Source organism: Allobosea sp. AAP35, from assembly GCF_001295925.1.
Taxonomy (GTDB): Bacteria; Pseudomonadota; Alphaproteobacteria; order Rhizobiales; family Beijerinckiaceae; genus Allobosea.
Genome location: NZ_LJHQ01000002.1, coordinates 1 through 22,896 on the forward strand (window position 1 = coordinate 1; position 22,896 = coordinate 22,896).

Below are 22,896 nucleotides of genomic sequence, written 5' to 3' on the forward strand. Positions count from 1 at the left end.
AGGCCCCGCCCCTGACAGGGCGGGGCCTCGCCAATATGCGGCGACGGGCGGAGCGATGCGGCGCGCAGCTCTCGGTCGTTTCGGGCCGGGAGGGGACGCGCGTGACGCTCGACCTTCCAGACCGCTTTGCCGATATCGAGGCGTCCGGCGGTTAAGCGTCCGTCAGCGGCGCCCGACGCGGTTAACCGGGCCGCCGCGATTGGCGGGCGTTCCGGGGCGGACACCGACGCCACGGGCGCCGACGCCGACCCCGCGATACGGCGTCGCCACCGCAGCCCGGGCGGCCGGTGCCCCGACCACGGGCGCGCCGACCACGACCGGTGCCGGACGAACCACAACCGGTGCCGGGCGAACCACGCAGCCCTTCGGCACGCCGACCGTCTTGCAATAGACCACCGCCTGCGCCGGCGCGGCGGCCAGCGTCAGACTCGCCAGCGCGGAAAGCGCGGCGAGGGCGAGGCCGTTGCGCGTGAACACTGGAATGCGAACCATCGTCTGATGCTCCCTTGCAATGCGCGTCTTCGGCCCGGCCGGACGGCCACGCCTTAGCGACGTCTCCTCAATCTGAGGCTCTCCGCCCGCCGCTGGTATCCCATGAAGATGGGGTGGCGGGAGCCTGCCCCCAGTGGCGTGATAGGTCGGGCTGACGCATCGGAACCGGGACATGCGGCCGGCCAGAGGGAGGAGTCCATGCCGGGCGAATCAGCGCCGCCTGCCGTCGGCGCGGCGGCGGAGAGCGTCAACAGCGGCATCGCGCCCTTCGATGCGGTGCGACGCCTCGTCGAGACCATCGATCGCGAGCTCGTCACAGCGTTGACGATCCTCCCTGGCCTGCCGGGCGAACTGGTGGCCGTGGCCGAGCGCGGCTGGCCTGAGGCGGCGGCGACGCTGCCGCGCACGCTCGGTGTCTGCCTTGTCGTGGCGCTGGTCTTCGTCGCGGCGCGCACCGCCCTCTCGCCCGCCCGGCATCGGGTCGGGACGATGCGCAGCGCGCTCGCCGGGATGGCAGGTCTTGCCGGCCTCGAACTCCTGGCGCTGCTGGCGGGAGCGCTAGCCGGACGCGTGCTGCTCGTGCGGGGGCTCGGCATCCTGCCGGGCGCCGAGGCGCTGCCGCGCGACATGGTGATAGCGCTGGTGCGCTGGCTGATGGGGCTGACGCTGCTGTTCATCCTTTTCCAGCCCACGATGAAGCGCTTCCGACTGGCGCGGGTCGATGATGATGGCGCGCGCAAGGCAGTGCGCCGCTTCGCGATCCTGCTGGCGATTGCACATCTGCACGCGGTCCTGCTCGCCTCTGCGCAGCGGGTGGGCCTGAGCGGCGAGGCCGCCAAGCTGATCTCCAGCCTCGTTGCCGCCGCGCTGACGGCGGGCGTGGTTCAGGTATTTGTGTCGCTTGGCCGCCACGGCATTGGCGCGGGGGCGAGGTTGTTGGCGATCGGGCTCAGCCTGCTCGCCCTCATCTTCTGGCTCTGGGGCTGGGTGAGCGGCGCGTTCGCGCTCTATCGTGGCGCCGTCGGGACGATCGTGGTGATGCTGATGGCGCTCGCGCTCGACCGGGCGGTGGCCGTCAGCATCCGCGATTCGCGCCAGCCGGCCGAGATGCGGCAACTCTTCGTGCTGCGCGTGGTCATCGACAGCCTCGCGGCGGTGATGATCCTACGGATCGGCTTCGAATTCTGGCTGGTCGGGGCCTTCGGCTGGCTCCCGGCCGATGGCGGGCAGATGCTCGGCTATCGGCTGAACTTCGCCTCGCTCGTGTTCGTGATGGGGGCCGCCTGCGCTGCGCTCGTGCATGTCTGGACCGAGGCGGCGCTCACGCCGACCGAGGCCGCCGGTACGGCGCAGGAGCGGGATGCGCGCCTCGCCCGGCTCTCGACGGTGCTGCCGATCCTGCGCGCCACCACGATCACGCTGATCTGCGTGGTGTTCTCGCTGGTCGGACTCTCGGCTCTCGGCGTCGACATCACGCCGCTGATGGCCGGTGCCGGCATCGTCGGCCTGGCGATCAGCTTCGGCTCGCAGGCTCTGGTCAAGGATATTGTCTCGGGCGTATTCCACATCGTCGACGACGTCTTCCGGATCGGCGAGTCGGTCGAGGTCGGTGAACGGCGCGGCCTGGTCGAGCAGATCAACCTGCGCAGCATCCGTCTGCGCGAGGACGATGGCCGGCTTCACACCATTCCGCTCGGCGAGCTCGGGGCGGTCACCAATCACAGCCGCAAGCTGGTGCGCCTGAGCGTCACAGTCGCGCTCGACCGCGCGCCGGACCGCGACGACATCATATTGTTCACGCGCCAGGCGGCCGACGCCTTGCGCAGCGAGCCACCGATACGACAGGCGATCGTCGGCGACATCGCGGCCAAGCTCAACGAGCCCACCGAGGGGGAGAGCGCCTCGCTGGTGTTGTCCTTCAGCATCGGTGCCGCGAGCGCCGAGCGCGGCCGGGCGCTGATCCAGCGGCTGGTCGAGGAGGCGATCGACGAACTCGCCATTCCCGGCATCTGCCGCAGCGTGGCCGTCACCACGGACACCCTGTCCAGTGCCGTGCCCGTGGTGGACGCCCTGCCCCGGGCCGCCGCGTGAGCGCTCCCCATGAACATGGCATGGGCGGGAGACGCGCATCGCGCCATGGTCCGCGGACTCGCCGGTCACCCGACCGCGGGGCAATTTCCATTCGAAAAGGATCGACCCATGAAGACAACGCTGCTGCTCGCCTGCGCGCTCCTGCTCGCGGGCGCCTCCCTCGCCTCAGCACAGTCGGGACCGACGCGCGCCGAACAGATGGCCTGCCGCTCGGACGCGCAGAAGCACTGCGCTTCCTTCATCGGCCAGCCGCAGCCGATGAATGGCTGCCTCCGCACGAACAAGGCCAAGCTCTCGGCAGAATGCCGCAAGGTGGTCGAGGCGCGCGGCGGCTGAGCGGCCGCAAGCCTCGCCGCCGCTGAACAATCCGGGAGAGGTCGTCTGATGCGTTGTCCAATCGGCTGCAGGGCGCTGCTGGCAGCGGGGCTCGTCGCCCCGACGGCGGGAGGCTGTGCGGGCCCCAGTCGCGGGCTGCTGGTGCCCGTGGCGGAGCCGGTGGTCGGCACGCAGAGCCGTACGCTCCTGGCGGTGACAACCCGTGGGCCGACTGCCGAGCCGCCTGGATATCTCTTCTCCGGCGAGCGCGGCGACGCAACCCGCTACGCCAGCCTGACGCTGTCGCTGCCGCCGGGCCGTCAGCCCGGCTCGGTGCCGACCGACGCCGAGAGGCCCGATCCCACCAAGCACATCGCGCTGGTCTCGGCGCGCGAACTCGACGCCGCGGGGTTCTCGGCCGCCACCCGGGCGGCCAGCCAGGCCAAGCGCCGGGCGCTCGGCCGCTCCGTGACGCTGCTGGGCGACGCCCTCATCCCCGGTCCACCCCTGTGAGGATTCCGGTGACCAACCTCTCCATCTCCTCCCGACCGACGGCCTGGCTTTTGCTGCTCGGCCTCGCCGTCATGCTGGCCGGCTGCAACGAGAAGCCAGCCTCATCCACCCCGCCTACAGCCGAGGTCCGCGTGGCGCCGCCGGTATCTCGGCCGGTGACGCGCTATCTCGAGCTGACCGGCCAGACCGCTGCGGCGAAGCGGGTCGATCTCGTGGCGCGGGTCTCGGGCACGCTGACCGAGATCCGCTACAGCGAAGGCAAGGCCGCCAAGCAGGGCGACGTGCTCTTCGTGATCGAGCCCGACAATTACCGGCTGAACCTTCAGCTCGCCGAGGCCGCCGAAGCGCAGCAGAAGGCCCTGCTGGTCCAGGCCGAGGCCGATCTCGCCCGCCAGAAGCAGCTCGCCCAGCGACAGGCCGCCTCGGAGGCTGCGCTCGACAGCGCCCAGAGCCGGCGCGATTCGACAGCCGCCGCCCGCGAGCAGGCCGCCGCTCAGGTGGCGCAGGCAAAACTCAACCTGGCCTATACCGAGGTGAAGGCGCCGTTCGACGGCATCGTTTCCGCCCATCTTGTCGATCAGGGGGCGCTGGTCGGCGTTGGTGGGCCGACGCTGCTGGCCTCGATCGTCCAGAGCGATCCGATCAAGGTGCGTTTTTCGGTCGATGAGCAGACCGTGCTGCGGATCCGCGAGGCGATGCGCCAGCGCGGGTTGACTCTGGCCGGGCTCGGAGCATTTCCCGTCGAAATCGGCCTCGATACAGACGAAGGCTACCCGCATGTCGGTCAACTCGACTATGTCGCCCCCGAGCTCGACATGGCCAGCGGTACGCTTTCAGTGCGGGCGGCCGTGCCCAATCCGCAAGGCGTCTTGCTGCCGGGGCTATTCGTGCGGGTCAGGCTGCCGCTGCAACGCGATGTGCCTTCGCTGCTGGTGCCGGAGGCGGCGCTCGGCGCCGGCCAGACCGGGCGCTATGTGCTCGTCGTCGACGCGCAGGACCGCGTCGAGCAGCGTGCGGTCGAGATCGGCGAGGCGAGCGAGGGCGGGCTGCGGGTCATCCGCGCTGGCCTCGCCGCCGGCGACCGCGTCGTCGTCGGCATGATGCAGAACGCGATTCCCGGCAGCCGGGTGCAACCGGTCGCTGACGTCGGAAAGGCCGCCCGCTGATGGCCAAGTTCTTCATCGAGCGGCCGATTCTGGCCAATGTCATTGCGGTCTTGACCGTCATCCTCGGGCTGGTGGCGCTGCTGCGTCTGCCGGTCGCGCAATACCCCAATGTCGTGCCGTCGACGGTGCAGGTCACGGCGCGCTATCCCGGCGCAAGCGCGGCGGCGATCGCGCGCGAGGTCGCGCTGCCGATCGAGCAGAAGGTCAACGGCGTCGAGAACATGATCTACATGTCCTCGAACAGCACCAGCGACGGCCTCTACACGCTGACTGTGACCTTCCGGATCGGCACTGACGCGGACAAGGCGCAGATCCTCGTGCAGAACCGCGTCGGAACGGCGCTGCCGCAGCTTCCCTCCGTGGTCCAGACACAAGGGGTTCAGACCAACAAGCGCTCGACCGCGATCCTCCAGATCGTCGCGCTGACCTCGGACCGGGCGGGGCATGACAGCCTGTTCCTGTCGAATTTCGCGACGCTGAACCTGCTCGACGAGATCGCGCGGCTGCCGGGCGTCGGCGCCGTCAACGTCTTCGGAGCGGGACAATACGCGATGCGGATCTGGCTCGATCCGCAGAAGATGCAGCTGCGCGGGCTGTTGCCGGCCGACGTCGTCAACGCGGTCAACCAGCAGAACCGCGCCGTCGCCTCCGGCCAACTCGGCATGGCGCCCACCGCCGGCGACCAGGCGTTCCAGACGACCCTGCTGACACTCGGCCGGCTCGACGAGGTCGAGGCCTTCGAGGCGATCATCGTGCGGGCCGACGGCAACCGCATCACCCGCCTGCGCGACGTCGCCCGCGTCGAACTCGGCGCCCAGGCCTATGGCCAGGATTTCCGGCTGAACGGCCAGCCCTCGGCCGGGCTCGCCATCTTCCAGCTGCCGGAGGCGAATGCGCTCGAGGTGGCGAAGCTCGTGCAGGCGCGAATGACAGCCCTGTCGGCGCGTTTTCCCGAGGGCATGGGCTGGAGCGTGCCCTTCGACACGACACGCTTCGTCGAGGCCTCGCTGAGCGCGGTCTACAAGACGCTTGTCGAGGCTACCGTGCTTGTGCTGCTGGTGATCCTGATCTTCCTGCAGGACTGGCGCGCGACGCTGGTGCCGGCCACCACCGTGCCCGTGACGATCATCGGCACCTTCGCAGCTATGGCGGCGCTCGGTTTCACCGTCAACATCTCGACGCTGCTGGCCGTGGTCCTCGCCATCGGCATCGTCGTCGACGATGCCATCGTCGTGGTCGAGGGCGCGGCCCATCACATGGAGCGCGGCCTGAGCCCGCACGACGCGACCGTGCGGGCGATGGAGGAGCTGATCGGCCCGATCATGGGCATCACGCTGGTGCTGATGGCGGTGTTCCTGCCGGCTGCCTTCTTGCCAGGGCTGAGCGGCGAGATCTACCAGCAATTCGCGCTGGTGATCGCCGCCACCGCACTGATCAGCGCCGTCAACGCGGTGACGCTGAAGCCGGCTCAATGCGCGCTCTGGCTGCGGGCGCCGAAACCGGTCGCGCAGCGCGCCTGGATCTACCGGATGTTCGAGCGCGGCTACGGCGCCTGCGAGCGGGCCTATGTCGGGCTGGTGCGGCGGCTGGTGGCGCGCAGCGCGGCGGTCTTCACGGTGACGCTGCTGCTCGTGGGGGCGTCGGTCTATGCGCTCAGCCGCATCCCGACCTCCTTCCTGCCGGTCGAGGACCAGGGCTACATGCTGGTCTCGGTGCAGTTGCCGGACGGGGCCTCGCTGGCGCGCACGACGGCCGCGCTCGACGAGGTCACGAAACGTGCGCGCGCCGTGCCTGGCGTGGACAAGGTCATCACCATCGCCGGCCTCTCGGCGCTCAACGACAATGCCAGCCTCGCCAATGCCGGCGTTGCCTATGTGATGCTGACCGACTGGAAGCTGCGCAAGAAGGGCGAGGACCTGCTCGGACTCTATGGTGCGCTCAACCGGGCGATGGCCGATCTCGACGACGGCGCGGCGCTGGTGCTGCCTCCGCCGCCGATCCAGGGCATCGGCAACGCCTCGGGCTTCACCATGAAGGTCGAGCTGCGTGACGGCAGCTTCGATTACGCCAAGCTCCAGCGCCTTGCCGACGCCATCGCCGAGCGGGCCCGGGCACAGAACAGCTTCCAGGCGGCGCGCAACACCTTCAGCGCCCAGGCGCCGCAGGTCGAACTCGCGATCGACCGCACCAAAGCCGAGGCGTTGGGAATCTCCTTCGGCGCCGCCACCGACGCGCTTGGTGCTTATATCGGCTCGGCCTATGTCGGCCAGTTCAGCAAGGGAGGCCGTGTCTTCCAGGTCTTCGTCCAGGCCCAAGCCGAGGCGCGGATGGAAGCGGAGGGATTGCGGACGCTGAACCTGCGGGCCAAGAACGGCGAAATGGTGCCGCTCGGCGCCATCGCCGACATCCGCCCCAGCATCGGTCCGTCGCTCATCAGCTTCCACAACCTCTATCCGGCAGCGGCTCTGATCGGCGCGCCCAATCGCGACGTCAGTTCGGGGGAGGGCCTCGACATCCTCGCCGAGATCGCCCGCCAGACGCTGCCGCCCGGCACGGGCTATGAATGGGCGGCGCTGTCCTATCAGGAGAAGGAACTGGCCGGGCAGGTCTTCCTCGTCTACGGCTTGAGCCTTCTGCTGGTGTACCTGGTGCTGGCCGGACAATACGAGAGCTGGATCGCGCCGCTCGGCATCATCCTTTCCGTGCCGCTGGCGCTGCTCGGTACGGCGGGCGCGATGCTGGCGCTCGGGCTCTCCAGCAATCTCTACACGCAGATCGGGCTCGTGCTGCTGATCGCGCTTTCGGCCAAGAACGCGATCCTGATCGTGGGCTTCGCCCGCGACCTCCACCTCAAGCAGAGGCTGCCGCTGGCGGAGGCGGCGGTCGAGGCGGCCCGGCTGCGGCTGCGGCCGATCTTGATGACCTCGCTCACCTTCATCCTCGGGCTGGTGCCGCTCGTGCTGGCGAGCGGCGCCGGCGCCAACGCCCAGAAATCGATTGGCTTCGCCACGCTGACCGGCATGATCGGCTCGACCCTGCTGACCGTCGCGGTGGTGCCTTCGGTCTTCATCGTGCTGCAGCGTCTGGAGAGCCGGTGGCGAAGCGGCGAGGTTGCGCCTGTCTCGCGGGAATCCGCGTAATTGGTTAGAGAGACGTCAGGGCGCGTGGTTTGAGGGGGATTCATGCCAAACGGACCGGGCCTTATTGGAGCGACGCTATTGCGTCTCGTACATCACTACGGCGACGCCGAGGAGCTGTTCGCGGCCGTCCGCAAAGAGCATCCCGGTGCCGGCAAAAAAGACATCGTACTTGCCGCACTATCGGTGATGATCGATCAATCTCAGACCGACGAGGTCGCGTCGAAGCGGCTTCACAAGATGGCCATGGAGCGGCGCGGTCACAGCTGACGTGCAGCGGTTGCCACCCGACCCAGCGCAACTTTCGTCCATCGCGTGCTGGCCTCCGCGCTCGCCCACCCTGAATCGCTCGGAAGAGATCCGACAAGTGGCCGATACCTTCCTCGCGGCGCATCCCGGCATGGCGGTCTCCGGGATCCTCGAGACGCTGCCCATGAATGCTCGGAGCTACATCGACCGCTTCGCTGAGGGTATGCGCAGGGCTGGAATTCCCGAATAGCTATGGGGCCGAACCGGATAACCCTCAGCCAACCAGGCGAGACTTACCTGGAAGCGCTGGCCAGCCTTGTGATGGCAATTCTCCAAGGCCTATCGGCCCTGGCAAGAGACGTGTTTCGACGAGACAAATTTGAGGCGCGGCACATGTGCCATGTCTGCGTGGCCACAAGACCATGATTCCAGACATCCGGTTGATCGATGACGAATGTCAGGTTTCGGCTATCTCCCAAATGTCAGGAAGTGGCGCGCAGCCGGATCCAGAAAGCCGCCTCGTGGCGACCTTCTGAATGACCGCACACGAGCAGGGACGTGCCGCTCGTCACTTATGGGTCGACGGCCTCGGGTGGTCCGATCGGTTTGTTCCGTGGCACGTCGTGACATGGCGCAGGATGATTGTCTCGATGATCCTGACGAGGCGCTGGGACTGCTTGGCCGGCTTGAACAGGAAGATCTCCTGAGCTCGCGACATGCGGTTTCCGCCGTCCATGTCATAAGCACTGAAGCGTTCGAAGCGCGAGGGCGAGAGCCCGAACCCGGCGCAGCGCAGCGTTAACCTTACCAAAGGATTACGATTGAGCGCGGGCCCGCAGGCGGGCACGACCCTACGGCAGGGCGATCCACCGTCCAGCCGTAAGGAGCAGCCGATCGTCATGCCCGGCTTCGATCGTGCCATGCCCAGTGCCGGCGATATCCTGCGCGCCCATCGCGGCGAGGGGCCAGGGTTCAACGCCATGCGATTGGGTCTCTCGATCCTCATCCTGGCCGCGCATTCCGGCTGGGTCGCGGGTGCCGACCTCAGCCAGGACTGGTCGGGCCTCAACGGCCTGCTCCTGCTCAGCTTGGTCCCCGCCTTCTTCGCGCTGAGCGGTTTCCTGGTAACCGGCAGCGCCATCCGTAGCGCCGCCGTCACGCCCTTCCTGGCGCTCCGAGTCATCCGCATCGCGCCCGCGCTCCTGGTCGAGGTGACGCTGTCGGCGATCGTGCTGGGCCCGCTCTTCACCACCTATCCGTTTGTCGACTATGTCCGCGACATCCGCTTCATCGAATATTTCGGCAACATCGTCGGTCGCATCCGCTTCGAACTGCCGGGCGTTTTCGAGACCAACCCGCTGCCCAACACGGTCAACCAGAACCTCTGGACGCTGAAGCCTGAGTTTTACTGCTACGCCCTGATGGCCTTCATGATCGGCCTGGGATTGCTGCGGCGGCGCCTCTTGCTGGCGGCGCTGGTCGCCGCGCTCGGCTGCCTCCTGACGGCGGCAGCCTTCCAGGCGGATTTCGGCAGCCAGCCCGGCAATTACCACTGGGCGGTCGCTGCCTTCCACTTCCTCATCGGCTGCCTCTGCTACCAGTGGCGCGACCAGCTCAAAGTCCATTGGCTGCTCTTCCTCGGCGCCCTGACCATCGCGCTGCTGCTGATGGCGGGCGAGCGCGCTTTAGGCTTCCTGGTGGCGCCGTTCCTGACTTATTGCGTGGTCTATATCGGACTTTTGCCGCTGCATCTGCCCGAGGCGATCCGCAAGCTCGACGTGTCCTACGGCATCTATCTCTACGGCTTCCCGATCCAGCAGGCGCTGGTGGCCAAACTCGCCTTCGTCCACGGCAACGGCCCGCTGCTGTTTGCGCTGTCGCTGCCGCTGGTCCTCGGCTTCGCCCTGCTGTCCTGGCTTTACGTCGAGAAGCCCGTGCTGAGGCTGAAACGCCATATCCCGATGCCGCCGCGCCCCGCCGAAACGCAGGCCCTGCCGGAGGGCGCACCGCAGCCGGCGCTGCGCTGAGCGAATGCCGTCTTGGCCCCGGCTTCAGGCGCGTCGGATCGCCATGCGGCTGGCGAGTTCGAGGGCGAGAACCGCGAAGGCCAGGAGCAGCCAGACCGGCTCGGCCCGGTTGAGGATGAACGATTCCAGCATGCCGATATAGGTCATGAACATCACCATCATCGCGGCGAGATCGGCGAGCCGGCGGCGCTGCGGATCGGCGTGGGCGGTGAGATAATTCGCCAGTGGCTTGATCATCAGACAGTAGATCATCGCCAACCCGCCAGGGACGCCGAACATCAGCATCGCGTCGAGATAGCTGTTATGGCCTGAGCCGATGCCGCGAATATCCCAGCTCGCCTCGAAATTCTCCTCCAGCCGCGTCACCGCCGGCGTCTGCCAGAAGCTGAGATAGCCATGGCCCAGCCAGGGTTTCTCAGCGATCTTGGCGGATGCGAACTTCCAGATCTCGTCGCGCCCGGTGAAGGTCGGGTCGGCATTGATCGCGGCCGAGAGCTTGAGCAGAGCCGGCGAGAACACGGTGCCAACCGTCAGCGCACCGATCAGCACCACCATGCAAAGATGCAGCGCCAGCATCAGGCGCGGGCGGCCGGCGAGGCGCGCCGTCATCACCAGCCCGATGGCGATGGGCAGGAAGCCCATGGTGGTCTTCGAGCCGCTGTTGAGCACGAAGACGACGCTGAGCAACACGATCGCCGCGCCACGCCAGCGCAAACCGATGCGCCAGACATAGATGCCAATCATGGCGACCATCGAGAACACCGGTGCGGCATAGTTCTTGTGCGTGAGATGGCCGCGCCAGTGCCCCGCATGGACGCCCTCGACGCCCTCCGAGCCATGGATCGCCAGCGTCGGGGCAAACATCAGCGCGGCATAGACCAGGAGCAGCAGGCAAAGCGCTGCATTGGCGGCGGCATTGGCGAAGCTCTCCTCCGTCCAGGGCAGGGCGAGGGTGCCGACGACCAGAACCATGGCGAAGCTCGCCAGCAGCAGCGCCCGGAACGCAGCTTCCGGATCCAGCGCCTGCGGCAGCGAGATCGCCGCGACGAGCAGCACGACGATCAGGCTGCTCGAACGCAGCCGCGCCAGGGCCGCGCGTTCGCAGAAGGCCAGCATCGCCGCGCCATAGATCAGGGCGAGCGTGACATAGCCGATCTGGTTGACGACATTGCCGCTGGACTCGCCCTCGGCGGTCTGCGGCGGGCCGGCGAAGGGCTGCAGTGTCGCCAGCAGCAGGAACAGCCCCAGCCCCGACAGGAAGGCCGCGATCGTCCGTCCGCGATCGATCGCGGCGCGCGCGGCGTGCACGGCATCCATCTCCGCCGTCTCACCTGACCCGACCGACATCGCGCTCCGCTGACCTCGCCTCGCGCCGCATCGCGCGGCGCCGGGCCAGACTATGGCTACGGAAGCTTAAAGCCCTGTAGCCGCGAACCGCCAATCCGCGCGCTTGTTCGGGGCGGGCAGCTTAAGCCCCCACCTTCGCCAGCACGTCGGCGCGCAGGAAACGCTCGATGAACAGCATGAACAGCACCGAGGGCACGAGCAGGATCAGCGCCGTAATCGAGGCGACCTGGTAGTTGCCGCCCATCGCGGCATTGTAGAGCAGCAGCGGCAACGTTGTGACCTGCGGCACGCCGACGAAGAAGGTGCCGGTGAACTCGTCGAGCGATTCCAGGAACACGAAGATCCCGCTGGCGAGGATGCCCGGCGCAGCCAGCGGCAGCGTCACGGTGAGGAAGGCCCGCATGGGAGAGGCACCCATGTTGCGGGCGGCGAGTTCGAGATCCTTGTCGACCGCCGCGAAGGCCGCCGCCGCGATCCAGACCGAGAAGACCAGCCCATGCGTCGTGTGGACCAGCACCACGGCGAAGACCGTACCGTTGATGCCGAGCTGGTAGAAGATCCGCGCCACATTGATGTAGATCGCCACCGACGGAAACGCCTGCGGCAGCAGGAACATCAGCATGAACAAGGCCCGCATCGGCAGCTTCAAACGCGCCAGCGCGTAGCCGGCCGGGATCGAGAGCGCGAGCGCGAAGACGACCGTCAGCACCGCGATCCAGACGCTGGTGCCAAGCGAGGCCATCGCGTCGCCGGTCGGCCGGAAGACCTGCTCCCAATAGCGCGTGCCATAGGTCACGGGCAGCTTATGGGGCGTGTACCAGCGTTCGGCGACCGACCAGAGCGCCAGGTTCAGGATCGGGCCGAGCAGGACGAAGGCGAAGGCTGCCAGCAGCGAGACCGCCAGCACCAGACGCGCGGAAGAGGCGATCCTCGTCATCGCGCTGCCCCCTCGGACAGGCCGCGCTTGAGGTAGAGGATCGCGGCTCCCGCGCTGATCAGATAGGTGATGACGCCCAGTGCGTTGGCGGTGGCGTAATCGCCATAGGCGTTGATGCGGAAGGCCATGTCGACGGTCAGCATCGTCGGCTGCGAGCCCGACACCATCATCGGCACCGACAGCACCGAGAGCATCGTCACGAAGGAGAGCACCAGCGCAACCATGAGCGTCGGCATCACCTGCGGCAGCGCCAATTCGAACAGCACCCGCACCCGCGAGGCGCCGAGATTGCGGCCGGCCTCCAGCGTCGCCCGGTCGATCGAGGCGAGTGCGCCCGCCAGCAGCAGGGCGACGAAGGGCGTTTGCTTCCAGACGAAGGTCGCGATGATGCCGCGCCAGTCGAGGAAGCTCACCGCCTGCAGCGGCTCGATCAGCCCCATCGAGACGAAGGTGTTGTTCATCAGCCCGTTCTTGGCGAGGAAGGTGCGCATGCACTGCGCCGCAACGATGAAGGGGATGAAGAGCGGCCAGCGATAGAGCGCCCTGAGCGTGCCGACGATGTAGCGGTTCTCGCCGAGCGTCAGCGTGCCGGCGATGATGATGGCGGCGAGTGCCGTCAGCGCGCAGGACGCGACCACGATCACCACCGTGAAGACAATGTCGGTTGAGTAGAGTTCGAACGCCTTGGAAAACCACTCCAGCGTGAACGAGCCGTCCTTGCTGAAGGCGGAGACCAGCGAGAACCCCAGCGGATACAAAAACAGCGCCGCGACCAGCATCAGGCCGGGCGCGATCAGGATCAGTCCCAGATGGCGTTGGGAGAGGTTCATTCCACTCGCATTTTGTCAGAACTTACGGGTGTCATCCCGGACAAGCGGCGTCAGCCGCGCTGATCCGGGATCCATTCCTGAACGGTTCAGGAATGGATCCCGGGTCTCCGCTTCGCTACGCCCGGGATGACACGGACGTGTCCCGCATCACCCCGAGTAAGCGCGATCTCAGTTCGAGACCTTCTTCTCGTAGCCCTCGAGGATGTCGTTGAAATAGGGCGCGATCGGGAAGGCCTTGCCGTTCTTGGCGAGGTCGGCGGGGGTGACGTCGACGAAGAGCTTGTCCCAGGCGGCCTTGTCGAGCTTGCCTTCCAGGTTGGCGGCGTCGATGCCCGGATACCAGTTGAACTTCTTGACGATGCCGTCGGCCTGCACCTGCGGCGAGGTGGCGAGCGCGATGAAGGCTTCCGCCAGCTTCTTCTGGCCGGCCTTGGCGGGCACGGCGTAGTACATCGGCTGGCCGGGCATGCCGGGCGAGATCAGCTTCAGCTTCATGTTCGGCGGCAGCTTGCCGTCCGCCTGCCAGGAATAGAACATGTCGACCCAGACCGGCCCCATCGCGATCTCGCCGCGGTTGAGCATGTCGAGCGTGCCGGCATTGCCGGGCGTGATCGTGGCGACCTTGTTGAACTCCTTCAGATCGGCGAAGGCCTTGTCCCAGGTCGTCTTGGTGGCCGCGTCATAGGGGCCCTTCATCAGCTTCTCGGCGTCGCCGCCGAAGGCATAGACCCAGCCGGCGACGAAGGAGACGCCCGACATGCCGCCCTTGATGCCGTTATAGCCGAACTGCTTGGGGTTCTTCTTGGCCCAGTCGGCGAGCTCGGCGAAGGTCGAAGGCGGCGCCTTGACCATGTCGGCATTGTAGGCCAGCGCGGTCTGCGACTGGAACATCGGGATCACGAAGCCCGACACGTCGGTGCCGAGCGCGTTCCTGGCCGCCTCGCCGGTGGCGAGCTTGGCGGTGGCGACATTGGCCGTGTACTTGTCGAGCAGCCCTTCCTTGACCATCTGGCCGGTGGCCTTCTGGTGGATCACGACGACGTCGAAATCGGTCGTCGCCGAGCCCTTCTGGGCGTCGAGCTTCTCGTAGATCTTCTGCGAGCCGGAATCGCCCGCACCCGTGCCGACCGAGACGACCTTCACGCCGGGGTTGGCCTTCTCGAACATCGGCCCGAGATAGTCCTTGACGTAATCGACCATGTTCTGGTCGCCGGCCGAGGCGACGTTGAGGGTCTGCGCGGCGAGCGGCGAGGCCGCCATCAGCGCTGCGAGCGAGCAGGCAATCGTGAGGATGCGCATGGATGAACTCCGGGTTGGGACGTCAGGCGGCGATCCCGGCCTCGGATGCCGGGAAGATGTGGAGGCGCTGCAGCGGGATGCGCAGGCCGATCGTGGTTCCGAGTTCGTGGCGGTCGGCATCGTCGACCGTGATCTGGCAGCCGGCCGCCTCGACGCGGTAGCGATAGACGCCGCCGGGATAGGCGCGCGCGGCGATCCGGGCCGGCACCAGCAGATCCGCGCCGGCGGCCGCATCGCTGGCATCGAGCCTTGCAACGTCGTCGCGGAAATAGGCGACCGCCTCGCCGGCCGGCAGCGCCTGCCCGGAACCGGGCGCCAAATGCGCGGTCGCATCGCCGGTCGTGAGCGAGGCGCCAGCCTCCGAGCGCGCGACGCGCAGCGGCAGGATGTTCTCCGCGCCCATGAAATTTGCCACGAAGGCGCTCGCCGGGCGGTCATAAACCTCCTCGGGCGTGCCGACCTGCGCGATCGTGCCGGCCTGCATGATGACGAGCCGGTCGGCCATGGTCATGGCCTCCTCGCGGTCATGGGTGACATGGATGGCGGTGAGGCCGAGCCGCTGCTGGATGGCGCGGATCTCGTGGCGCATCACCATGCGGATCTTGGCGTCGAGATTGGAGAGCGGCTCGTCGAGCAAAAGAATGCCGGGGTCGATGGCGAGCGCCCGACCAAGCGCGACGCGCTGGCGCTGCCCGCCCGAAAGCGCCGTGACCTTGCGGTCCTCATAACCTGCAAGCCCAAGCATGGAGAGCATCGCGGCGACCTTGGCGGCGATCTGCGCCTTGGGTACGCCGCGCAGCTTCAGCCCGTAGCCGATGTTCTGCAGCACGCTCATATGCGGCCACAGCGCATAGGACTGGAACACCATCGCCATGCCGCGCTTCTCGGGCGGCAGCGCCGCGACATCCTGCCCCCCGACAATGATGGAGCCGGATTCGACGGGAACGAAGCCACTCAGCGAGCGCAGAAGCGTGGTCTTGCCGCAGCCCGAAGAGCCCAGCAGCGCGGTGAAGCTGCCTGGCGTAAAGTCGATGCTGACGCCGTGCAGGACGCGCGTGCCGCCATAGGCGACATGCAGGTCGCGCACCGCAATGGACGCACCGCTATGCGCTTCATTTCGCAATATGCCGTTCTCCTGGCCGCAATCCGCGTCGAATGACAGAACGCTTATTCCATTTTCGATACAATCGGATCAAATATAACGTCAGCGATCGACCCATTGCAGCAAGGATGTGAACCTCTGATGACAATGCGAATCCGGCCTATCTGGCTCATACCGTGGTGGCGCACGCCATGATGTGGCGTGCATCGTTTCGAGGGCATCGCAACACCGTGGCGTGCCCGCTCTCCACGCCTCGCCTGACGGTAGCGGGCAACACCGACAGGCCCATGACGGTGCTGGACGCGAGCATAGCAGCCGCAGTCGGATCGTGGCCGGGATCGCGGAGCCCGTTGAGCGACGAAAAAAGCGTTGACGGCATCACGACGATGTCATTGCGGCTTGCATCCAAGGCATGCGATGCATTGTAAGCAAAAAATAAGCACCGGTCGCGATTTCGGCACGGTGCAACACAATGGGGCAGGACATGGTGAGAGCGGTAGCGGCTGCGATTGCGGCGCTGACCCTCGTTCTGGTGGTGCTGAAACTCGACAGTATCATCGATTGGAGCTGGCTATGGATCATGGCTCCGCTTTGGGCGGCTGGGCTCGCACTCATCGTCGGCTGGCTCGCCTTCGTGATCACGTTCGCTGCGGCGATTCACCAGCGGACGTCCACTGACGAAGCAGCCTCAAAGGTCGCCCTCGAACAGGACGATCAGCGTCAGCCCTGAGCGTCGGGACTCGTGACGGCGGCGCGTCCGTTCAGAGGCGCGGCAGCGCCTCGAGGAAGCGGGCCGGCTCGCCCTGCGCCGGCGTCACGATCTGCGCCTCCCACATCACCTTCCGGCCACGCACGAAGGTGCCCACCGGCCAGCCCGTGACGGTGACGCCATCATAGGGCGTCCAGCCGCATTTCGAGGCCCCCCAGGCATTCGTGATCGTCTCGCGCCGCTTCAGGTCGACAATAGTCAGGTCGGCATCGTAGCCGGCCGCGATCCGGCCCTTGCCCTCCATCCCGAAGATGCGCTGCGGACCGTGGCTCGACAGATCGACGAAACGCTCGAGCGTCAGCCTGCCGGCATTCACATGGTCGAGCATGATCGGCACAAGCGTCTGCACGCCCGGCATGCCGGAATGGCTTGCCGGATAGGCATGGTGCTTCTCCTCATGGGTGTGGGGCGCATGGTCGGAGCCGAGCACGTCGACGATGCCCTGTGTGAGCCCCCACCAGATCTTCTGCCGGTGCCCGTCGTCGCGGATTGGCGGGTTCATTTGGGCATAGGTGCCCAGTCGCTCGTAACAATCGGGCGCGACCAGCGTCAGATGGTTGGGCAGCACCTCGACGGTGGCGACATCCTTGTGATCCCTCAGGAACTCCATCTCCTCCCCGGTCGAAATGTGCAGGATATGCACCCGGGCACCGGTCTCGCGCGCGATCCGCACCAGCCGCTTCGTGCAGGTCAGCGCCACCTCGGGCGAGCGCCAGACCGGATGGCTCGACGGGTCGCCGGTGACGCGCAGCGGCATCCGCTCGCGCAGCATGCCCTCATCCTCGGAATGGAAGGCGGCGCGGCGGCGCGTGCGCTTCAGGATCTCGGCGACGCCTTCATCGTCCTCGACCAGCAGGTCGCCGGTGGACGAGCCCATGAACACCTTGATGCCGGCCGCGCCGGGCAGGCGCTCCAGTTCCGGCACGTCCTTGACGTTCTCATGCGTGCCGCCGACCCAGAAGGCGAAGTCGCAATGCATGCGGTGCCGTCCGCGCGCGATCTTGTCGGCGAGCGCCTCAGGGCTGGTGGTCTGGGGGATCGTGTTGGGCATCTCGAAGACGCAGGTCACGCCGCCGAGCACCGCCGCGCGCGAACCCGTTTCCAGATCCTCCTTGTGGTCGAGCCCCGGCTCGCGGAAATGCACCTGGCTGTCGATCACGCCGGGCAGGATGTGCAGCCCCGTGCAGTCGATCACCTCGCCCGCCGACGCCTGCGACAGGTCGCCCAGCGCCATGATCTTGCCGCCGGTGATGCCGAGATCGCGCTGCACGCGCCCGTCATGGTTCACCACCGTGCCGCCCTTGAGGATGACGTCAAAGGTTTGCGGCATGGCGGGGGTCCTCGGTGGTTGAGCAAGCAGTTGAAGCAGCCTACCTATCGGGTCCAGGGCCGCTTGAAAACCGCAGCCCTCGTCGCGAGGACCCGCCCCATGCCCGCCACCCACCTCATCGATCGCGGCGTCATCCGCGTCAGCGGCGAGGATGCGCGCGACTTCCTGCAGAACCTCGTCACAAACGACATGGACGCGGTGACGCCGGACCAGGCCGGCTACGGCGCGCTGCTGACACCGCAAGGCAAGATCATCAGCGATGCCCTGATCGTCGCTGTCCCGGACCATGAGGGCGGCGGCTTCCTGCTCGACACGCCCCTGCTCCAGACCACCGATCTGATGAAACGCCTCAAGCTGTACAAACTGCGCGCCAAGGTGACCCTCGACGATCTCACCGAGGCGACCGCCGTCATCGCCTCGACCGACGGCTCGGCCCTGCCCGGCGATGCCGGCCTCGTCTACACCGATCCACGTCTGCCGGCGCTGGGCCAAAGGGCCATGACCGACCGCGCCGGGGCAGCCGAGATAGCGCCAGCACCGATGGAGGATTATCACGCCCGCCGCATCGCGCTCGGCATCCCCGATGGCGGGCGCGACTTCGCCTATGGCGACGCCTTTCCGCATGAGGCACTGCTCGACCAGATCGGCGGCGTCTCCTTCAAGAAGGGCTGCTATATCGGCCAGGAGGTCGTCTCGCGCATGCAGCATCGCGGCACGGCCCGCACCCGTGTCGTGCCCATCATCTTCGAAGGCGGCATCGCGGCGGAAACGGGCGCGGAAGCGATGGCGGGCGGCAAGGCCCTGGGCAGGATCGGCTCGGCCGCGAATGGCCGCGCGCTCGCCATGCTCCGGCTCGATCGCGTCGCCGATGCGCTGGCCGCGGGCGAGCCGTTGCTCGGCGGCGGGCTGCCCTTCACGCTGGCCAAGCCCGACTTCATCCGCTTCCCCTTCCCCGGCGAGGCCGGATTCGGAGCCGCCGCGTGAGCGAGCTTGCCGCCATCAGCGAGGAGCGCATCGCGGTCAAAGGACCCGACGGCAAGTTCCGCTGTCGCTGGCCGGGCACCGACCCGCTCTATCTCGCCTATCACGACACCGAATGGGGCGTGCCGGAATACGATTCCCGCGCGCTCTGGGAGAAGCTGATCCTCGACGGGTTCCAGGCCGGCCTGTCCTGGATCACCATCCTGAGGAAGCGCGACGCCTTCCGCGCGGGCTTCGCCAATTTCGATCCGGAAGCGGTCGCACGCTTCACCGAGGCGGATGTCGCCCAACTGCTCGCCGACCCCGGCATCATCCGCCATCGCGGCAAGATCGAGGGCGCGATCAAGAGCGCACGCGCCTATCTCGCCATCAGCGAGCGCGAGCCTTTCGCCGATTTCCTCTGGAAGCGTCTCGACGGACGCGTGCTGCAGAACCGCTTCCGCACGCAAGGCGAAGTGCCGACGCAGACCGCCCTCTCCGAGGCGATGGCGAAGGACCTGAAGAAGGCCGGCTTCACCTTCTGCGGCCCGACCATCGTCTACGCCTTCATGGAGGCCTGCGGACTGGTCAACGACCACCTGACCGGCTGCTTCCGCTGGCAGGAATGCGCCGCGCTGGCGCGTGACGTGCGGCCGGCATGAATCGCTCTGCCGTCATTGCGAGCGCAGCGAAGCAATCCAGGAGGGCTCGCTCGACGTCTCTGGATTGCTTCGCTGTGATCGCAATGACGAAAGCCGCCTGATCATGGCTCGCGCTTCCGCCCCGCCCCGCGCCTGGCAGCGCATGCTGTCGGGCCGCCGGCTCGATCTGCTCGACCCCTCCCCGCTCGATGTCGAGATCGAGGACATCGCCCATGGGCTTGCCCGCGTCGCGCGCTGGAACGGCCAGACGCAAGGGCCCCATTCCTTCTCGGTCGCGCAGCACAGCCTGCTGGTCGAGGCCATCGCCGACCACCTCAACCCCGGCTGGTCCGATCAATGGCGGCTGATGGCGCTGCTGCACGATGCGCCCGAATACGTGATCGGCGACATGATTTCGCCGTTCAAGGTGGTGATGGGCGACGCTTACAAGGCAGTCGAGACGCGGCTCCTGGGCGCGATTCATCTGCGCTTCGGGCTGCCGGCCGCAGCACCCGCCCCGCTCAAGCGCAAGACCAAGGAGGCCGATACCATCGCCGCCTTCCTGGAGGCGACGCAACTCGCCGGCTTCGCGCGCGACGAGGCGCTGCGCTATTTCGGCCGGCCGCAGCCGCTTCCGCGCGCGGTCACGGTCCTTCTGGAGCCGCTCGATACGCAAAGCGCGCAGGACCGCTTCCTCGAGCGCTTTGCCGCGCTCAACTCCGGCTGAAGCCCTACTGCGTCAGCCGGACCTGGCTGATCTCGCGGGCGATCTGCTTGAACACCGGCGTCAACTGGGAGGCATTGTCCACCTCGTAATATTGCCCGACGCTCGACGCGCAGTCCCTCAGGAGGTTGCGGTTTCCGTCCATGACCCGGATCGTATAGACGTTGATCCCGACGGCCTTGGCGTTGGCACAAGCGAGCTTGGTCCGCTCATCGACGCGCGGCTCGGTATTCGAGCCGTTGCCATCGAAGCGATTCCGAGTGTTGTCGCCATCCGTCAGCAAGATCATGAACTTCTTCAGGCGAGGCGTGGTGACCGGCTTGGCCTCGGTGAAGGGTGCTCCCTGGCTCAGCGTTGCCATGCCCCAGACCGCGCCCATGGTGACGTTCGTGGAGCCGACCGGAGTCATCGCGTTGATGCGGTTGGTCAGGTCCGTCCAGTTGCTGGTCAGTGGCAGAATCCTGGCCTGCGTGTCGGGCGAATACTGGTCGCAGAAATCGGCCGGATAACCGGACGCATTCGAATTGCCGCCATCGCCATCCCGGACGTCGTAGGACTTGTCGCGATCGGCCACGCAGCCTTCCCAGATCGACTTGGAAATCATTTGCCGGGTGGTCGTGGGTCTGCAGACGCGAAACCAGTTTGCCCCTGTACAGGTCGTGATTGTCGTCAAGCGGCTCATGTCCCAGCGCAACCAGAGCTCGTTCTTTAGACTGGTGTCGATCAAAACCCGTGTCGAGAATGGCACGATCGAGATCTTGATCTGCTCGGGCTCGTCGCTCGCGTCCTTCATGATCTGGATGAGATCGAGCGAGGCAGCCTTCAGCGCATCCATTTTGCCGGAGGACGCCATCGACCCCGTATTGTCGAGCGCCAGTGCCAGCTCGATCGTGTTTGTGCCCCAGCTCGACTGGGACTTGCTGCTGACCGTGATCGAGTCCTTGCCGATCACGCGCGTCAGCGTCGTATCGACATCGACCTGAGCCTGGACGCTGATGGTGCGCGCCGTGCGGTCGATCACGGAGGTGGCGCCCGTGAAGCGCTTGGCGCTGTCGCCATGCAGGTTCGCCGTGATCCATTCGTCGATCCGGCGGCGAAGCTCGGAATCCGTCAGCTTGCTGGCATCCCGCGCGGCCATCAGCGCGGCGGAGTCCAGAGCCGCGCTCAGCGTCTGACGGGCTGAGGTGGCGCGGCCGTAGTCGATCACCGCGCCGGCCACCCCGATGATGGGAACGAGCGCGAAGCCCATCATGACGAGGACGTTGCCACGCTCGTTGTCATGGAACGCGCGCAGGCGCCTGGCGAGCAAGCCCTTCAGGCCCATCTGCAAAACTTTCGGTCGATGCTTGAGCGCCCATGAGCCACGCTGTGGCTTGCAGCCGGCTGAAAGCGATCGGTAAAATTGTCTGCAATCAGGCGATGGACGACGGCGCACCCGCCTCGACGCGACGCGAGACGAAGCGGGATTTCCGATGGGCGCAGCCGTCGCGACCTACTGCGTCAGGCGCACCTGGCTGATCTCGCGGGCGATCTGCTGGAACACCGGAGTCAGCTGCGCGGCGCTGGTGACCTCGTAATACATGCTCGGGCTGCTGGCGCAGTTTTGCAGCAATGTCCGGTCACCATTGATCACGCGCACGGTATAGACCCTGATCCCCGCCGTCTTGGCCGTCTGGCAGGCCAGCTTCGTGCGATCGTCGATCTGGCCGCCATTGGTGGTGAAGCGGTTCTGCGTATTGTCGCCATCGGTGAGCAGGATCATGTATTTCGACAGCCGTGGCGTCGGGAAGGGCTTTGCTCCGGAGAAGGGCACACCCGGCGTCAGCGTCGCCATGCCCCAGATCGCACCGATCGTGACGTTGGTGTTGCCCACCGGCGTCATGCCGTTGATGGCGTTTTGCAGCACGGTCCAGTCCGCAGTCAGCGGCTGGATCGGCGCCAGCGTCGGTTGAGCGCAAAAATCGGCGGGGTAAAGCGTCGCATAGGCCAGGACCGACTCGTTGTCCTTGACGTCGTTCTGCTGATCACGGTCGCTGACGCAGCCAGTCCAGGTCGATTTGGTGATCGGGATCGGTGTGCCGCAGGTCTTGTTTCCCCATTTATCCGTGGTGCAGTTCGGCTTGGTCTGGTCGAAGCGCAACCAGGGCTCGTCTTTCAGCGCCGTGTCGATCTTCACCTGGGTGGCGAAGGGAATGATCGAGATCTTGATCTGGTCGGCCTCCAACGCTGCGTCCTTCATGATCTGGATAAGGTTGAGCGAGGCGGCCTTCAGCGCCGCCATCTTGCCCGAGGACTTCATCGACCCCGTATTGTCGAGCGCCAGCGCGAGTTCGATGGTGTTCATGCCCCAGGTCGATTGCGCCTGGCTTTTGATCGTCACCGCGTCGGGGCCCAGAATCCGGGCCAGGCTGGTGTCGATGTCGAGCCGCGCCTCGATTGCGATGGTGCGCGCCGTGCGGTCGATCACGGTCGTGGCGCTGGTAAAGCCCTTGGCGCTGTCACCGCTCAGGTTTGCCTTGATCCATTTGTCGATCCGGCTGCGCAATTCGCTATCGGGCAGTTTGGCTGCATCGCGCGCCGCCATCAGCGCCGCCGAATCGAGCGCCGCATTCAGCACCAGACGCGCCGATGTCGCGCGGGAGTAGTCGATGGTGGCGCCCGTCAGGCCGATCACCGGCACGAGCGCGAACCCAAACAGCACCAAGACGTTGCCGCGTTCGTCGCCGCGAAAGGCGCGCAGCCGCATCTGCAGCCAGGACTTCAGACCCATGCCGGCACTCCTTGATGGCTATCCCCAGGTTAAGAGGAGACAGCGGCGCGCCTTACGCAGGGCTGAAAACCATCTTTTCAATTGTATCCAATGCCTTGATTTCCTGCTCTCAACTGCGATTTCAGATCGACTACTTGGCAGCCGAGCCGCAACGGAGAAGAGCCAACCACGCCAATATTTTCCGAAACGGCATAAGT

At 66.5% G+C, this 22,896-nt stretch carries 22 protein-coding genes; 12 read left to right on the forward strand and 10 right to left on the reverse strand.

Going from position 1 to position 22,896, the window contains the following annotated elements; genetic code table 11:
- Positions 1-162 precede the first annotated feature (162 nt).
- A complete protein-coding gene (locus tag IP69_RS00295) occupies positions 163-492 on the reverse strand; it encodes a hypothetical protein (protein ID WP_054140816.1) in 330 nt (109 codons plus the stop codon).
- Between the two features lie 198 nt (positions 493-690).
- Between IP69_RS00295 and IP69_RS00300 the strand changes: the two genes are divergently transcribed.
- The 7 genes from IP69_RS00300 (at position 691) to IP69_RS22460 (ending at position 8,213) form a co-directional block, all read left to right on the forward strand.
- Positions 691-2,583 (forward strand): mechanosensitive ion channel domain-containing protein, encoded by a 1,893-nt coding sequence (locus IP69_RS00300; protein ID WP_054140817.1) that lies wholly within the window; start codon positions 691-693, stop codon positions 2,581-2,583.
- A 108-nt stretch (positions 2,584-2,691) separates the two neighbouring features.
- Positions 2,692-2,919: a hypothetical protein gene (locus IP69_RS00305; RefSeq protein ID WP_054140923.1), complete on the forward strand. Its 228-nt coding sequence runs from the start codon at positions 2,692-2,694 to the stop codon at positions 2,917-2,919.
- Between the two features lie 48 nt (positions 2,920-2,967).
- Complete coding sequence (locus IP69_RS00310; protein WP_054140818.1) at positions 2,968-3,411, forward strand: hypothetical protein; 444 nt, start codon at positions 2,968-2,970, stop codon at positions 3,409-3,411.
- An 8-nt stretch (positions 3,412-3,419) separates the two neighbouring features.
- Positions 3,420-4,577, forward strand: coding sequence for an efflux RND transporter periplasmic adaptor subunit (locus IP69_RS00315; protein WP_248306651.1), 1,158 nt, complete (start codon positions 3,420-3,422; stop codon positions 4,575-4,577).
- Positions 4,574-7,717: an efflux RND transporter permease subunit gene (locus IP69_RS00320; RefSeq protein ID WP_054140819.1), complete on the forward strand. Its 3,144-nt coding sequence runs from the start codon at positions 4,574-4,576 to the stop codon at positions 7,715-7,717. Before IP69_RS00315 ends, IP69_RS00320 begins: the two co-directional genes overlap by 4 nt.
- Before the next feature lie 78 nt (positions 7,718-7,795).
- Positions 7,796-7,984: a hypothetical protein gene (locus IP69_RS00325; protein ID WP_054140820.1), complete on the forward strand. Its 189-nt coding sequence runs from the start codon at positions 7,796-7,798 to the stop codon at positions 7,982-7,984.
- A 97-nt stretch (positions 7,985-8,081) separates the two neighbouring features.
- Entirely contained in the window at positions 8,082-8,213 is a 132-nt protein-coding gene (locus tag IP69_RS22460) for a hypothetical protein (protein ID WP_282568220.1), read from the forward strand.
- 318 nt (positions 8,214-8,531) lie between these two features.
- Here the strand turns inward: IP69_RS22460 and IP69_RS21650 are convergent, their stop codons facing one another.
- Positions 8,532-8,864 (reverse strand): hypothetical protein, encoded by a 333-nt coding sequence (locus IP69_RS21650; protein WP_156323217.1) that lies wholly within the window; start codon positions 8,862-8,864, stop codon positions 8,532-8,534.
- Here IP69_RS21650 and IP69_RS00335 point away from each other — a divergent pair.
- Positions 8,863-9,990 (forward strand): acyltransferase, encoded by a 1,128-nt coding sequence (locus IP69_RS00335; RefSeq protein WP_054140822.1) that lies wholly within the window; start codon positions 8,863-8,865, stop codon positions 9,988-9,990. The genes IP69_RS21650 and IP69_RS00335 overlap by 2 nt on opposite strands.
- A gap of 24 nt (positions 9,991-10,014) precedes the next feature.
- Here the strand turns inward: IP69_RS00335 and IP69_RS00340 are convergent, their stop codons facing one another.
- The 5 genes from IP69_RS00340 to IP69_RS00360 form a co-directional block, all read right to left on the reverse strand.
- Positions 10,015-11,307, reverse strand: a complete 1,293-nt coding sequence (locus tag IP69_RS00340) for an O-antigen ligase (RefSeq protein ID WP_054140823.1) — start codon at positions 11,305-11,307, stop codon at positions 10,015-10,017.
- Between the two features lie 151 nt (positions 11,308-11,458).
- Positions 11,459-12,274 carry an ABC transporter permease subunit gene (locus IP69_RS00345; protein ID WP_054140824.1) on the reverse strand — a complete coding sequence of 272 codons (816 nt, stop codon included), beginning with the start codon at positions 12,272-12,274 and terminating at the stop codon, positions 11,459-11,461.
- Complete coding sequence (locus IP69_RS00350; protein ID WP_197279600.1) at positions 12,271-13,104, reverse strand: sugar ABC transporter permease; 834 nt, start codon at positions 13,102-13,104, stop codon at positions 12,271-12,273. The genes IP69_RS00345 and IP69_RS00350 overlap by 4 nt, the downstream gene beginning before the upstream one ends.
- 168 nt (positions 13,105-13,272) lie before the next feature.
- Positions 13,273-14,403 (reverse strand): extracellular solute-binding protein, encoded by a 1,131-nt coding sequence (locus tag IP69_RS00355; RefSeq protein WP_054140825.1) that lies wholly within the window; start codon positions 14,401-14,403, stop codon positions 13,273-13,275.
- A gap of 22 nt (positions 14,404-14,425) precedes the next feature.
- Entirely contained in the window at positions 14,426-15,526 is a 1,101-nt protein-coding gene (locus IP69_RS00360; protein ID WP_082358703.1) for an ABC transporter ATP-binding protein, read from the reverse strand.
- Between the two features lie 451 nt (positions 15,527-15,977).
- Between IP69_RS00360 and IP69_RS00365 the strand changes: the two genes are divergently transcribed.
- Entirely contained in the window at positions 15,978-16,235 is a 258-nt protein-coding gene (locus IP69_RS00365; RefSeq protein ID WP_054140826.1) for a hypothetical protein, read from the forward strand.
- Positions 16,236-16,266: 31 nt separating this feature from the next.
- On the opposite strand, the gene IP69_RS00370 is transcribed toward IP69_RS00365, so the two are convergent.
- A complete protein-coding gene (locus IP69_RS00370; RefSeq protein ID WP_054140827.1) occupies positions 16,267-17,604 on the reverse strand; it encodes a dihydroorotase in 1,338 nt (445 codons plus the stop codon).
- 99 nt (positions 17,605-17,703) lie between these two features.
- Between IP69_RS00370 and IP69_RS00375 the strand changes: the two genes are divergently transcribed.
- The 3 genes from IP69_RS00375 to IP69_RS00385 all read left to right on the forward strand — a co-directional run bounded on the left by IP69_RS00375 (position 17,704) and on the right by IP69_RS00385 (position 19,932).
- The gene (locus IP69_RS00375; protein ID WP_054140828.1) at positions 17,704-18,588 is read left to right on the forward strand and encodes a folate-binding protein YgfZ; all 885 of its coding nucleotides are present in this window, start codon (positions 17,704-17,706) and stop codon (positions 18,586-18,588) included.
- A gap of 14 nt (positions 18,589-18,602) precedes the next feature.
- On the forward strand, positions 18,603-19,226 hold the full coding sequence (locus IP69_RS00380; RefSeq protein WP_197279605.1) for a DNA-3-methyladenine glycosylase I: 624 nt from the start codon (positions 18,603-18,605) through the stop codon (positions 19,224-19,226).
- 103 nt (positions 19,227-19,329) lie between these two features.
- Complete coding sequence (locus IP69_RS00385) at positions 19,330-19,932, forward strand: HD family hydrolase (RefSeq protein ID WP_054140928.1); 603 nt, start codon at positions 19,330-19,332, stop codon at positions 19,930-19,932.
- Between the two features lie 4 nt (positions 19,933-19,936).
- Here the strand turns inward: IP69_RS00385 and IP69_RS00390 are convergent, their stop codons facing one another.
- Positions 19,937-21,253, reverse strand: coding sequence for a pilus assembly protein (locus IP69_RS00390; RefSeq protein WP_054140829.1), 1,317 nt, complete (start codon positions 21,251-21,253; stop codon positions 19,937-19,939).
- A 168-nt stretch (positions 21,254-21,421) separates the two neighbouring features.
- Positions 21,422-22,699, reverse strand: a complete 1,278-nt coding sequence (locus IP69_RS00395) for a pilus assembly protein (RefSeq protein WP_054140830.1) — start codon at positions 22,697-22,699, stop codon at positions 21,422-21,424.
- Between the last annotated feature and the right edge of the window lie 197 nt (positions 22,700-22,896).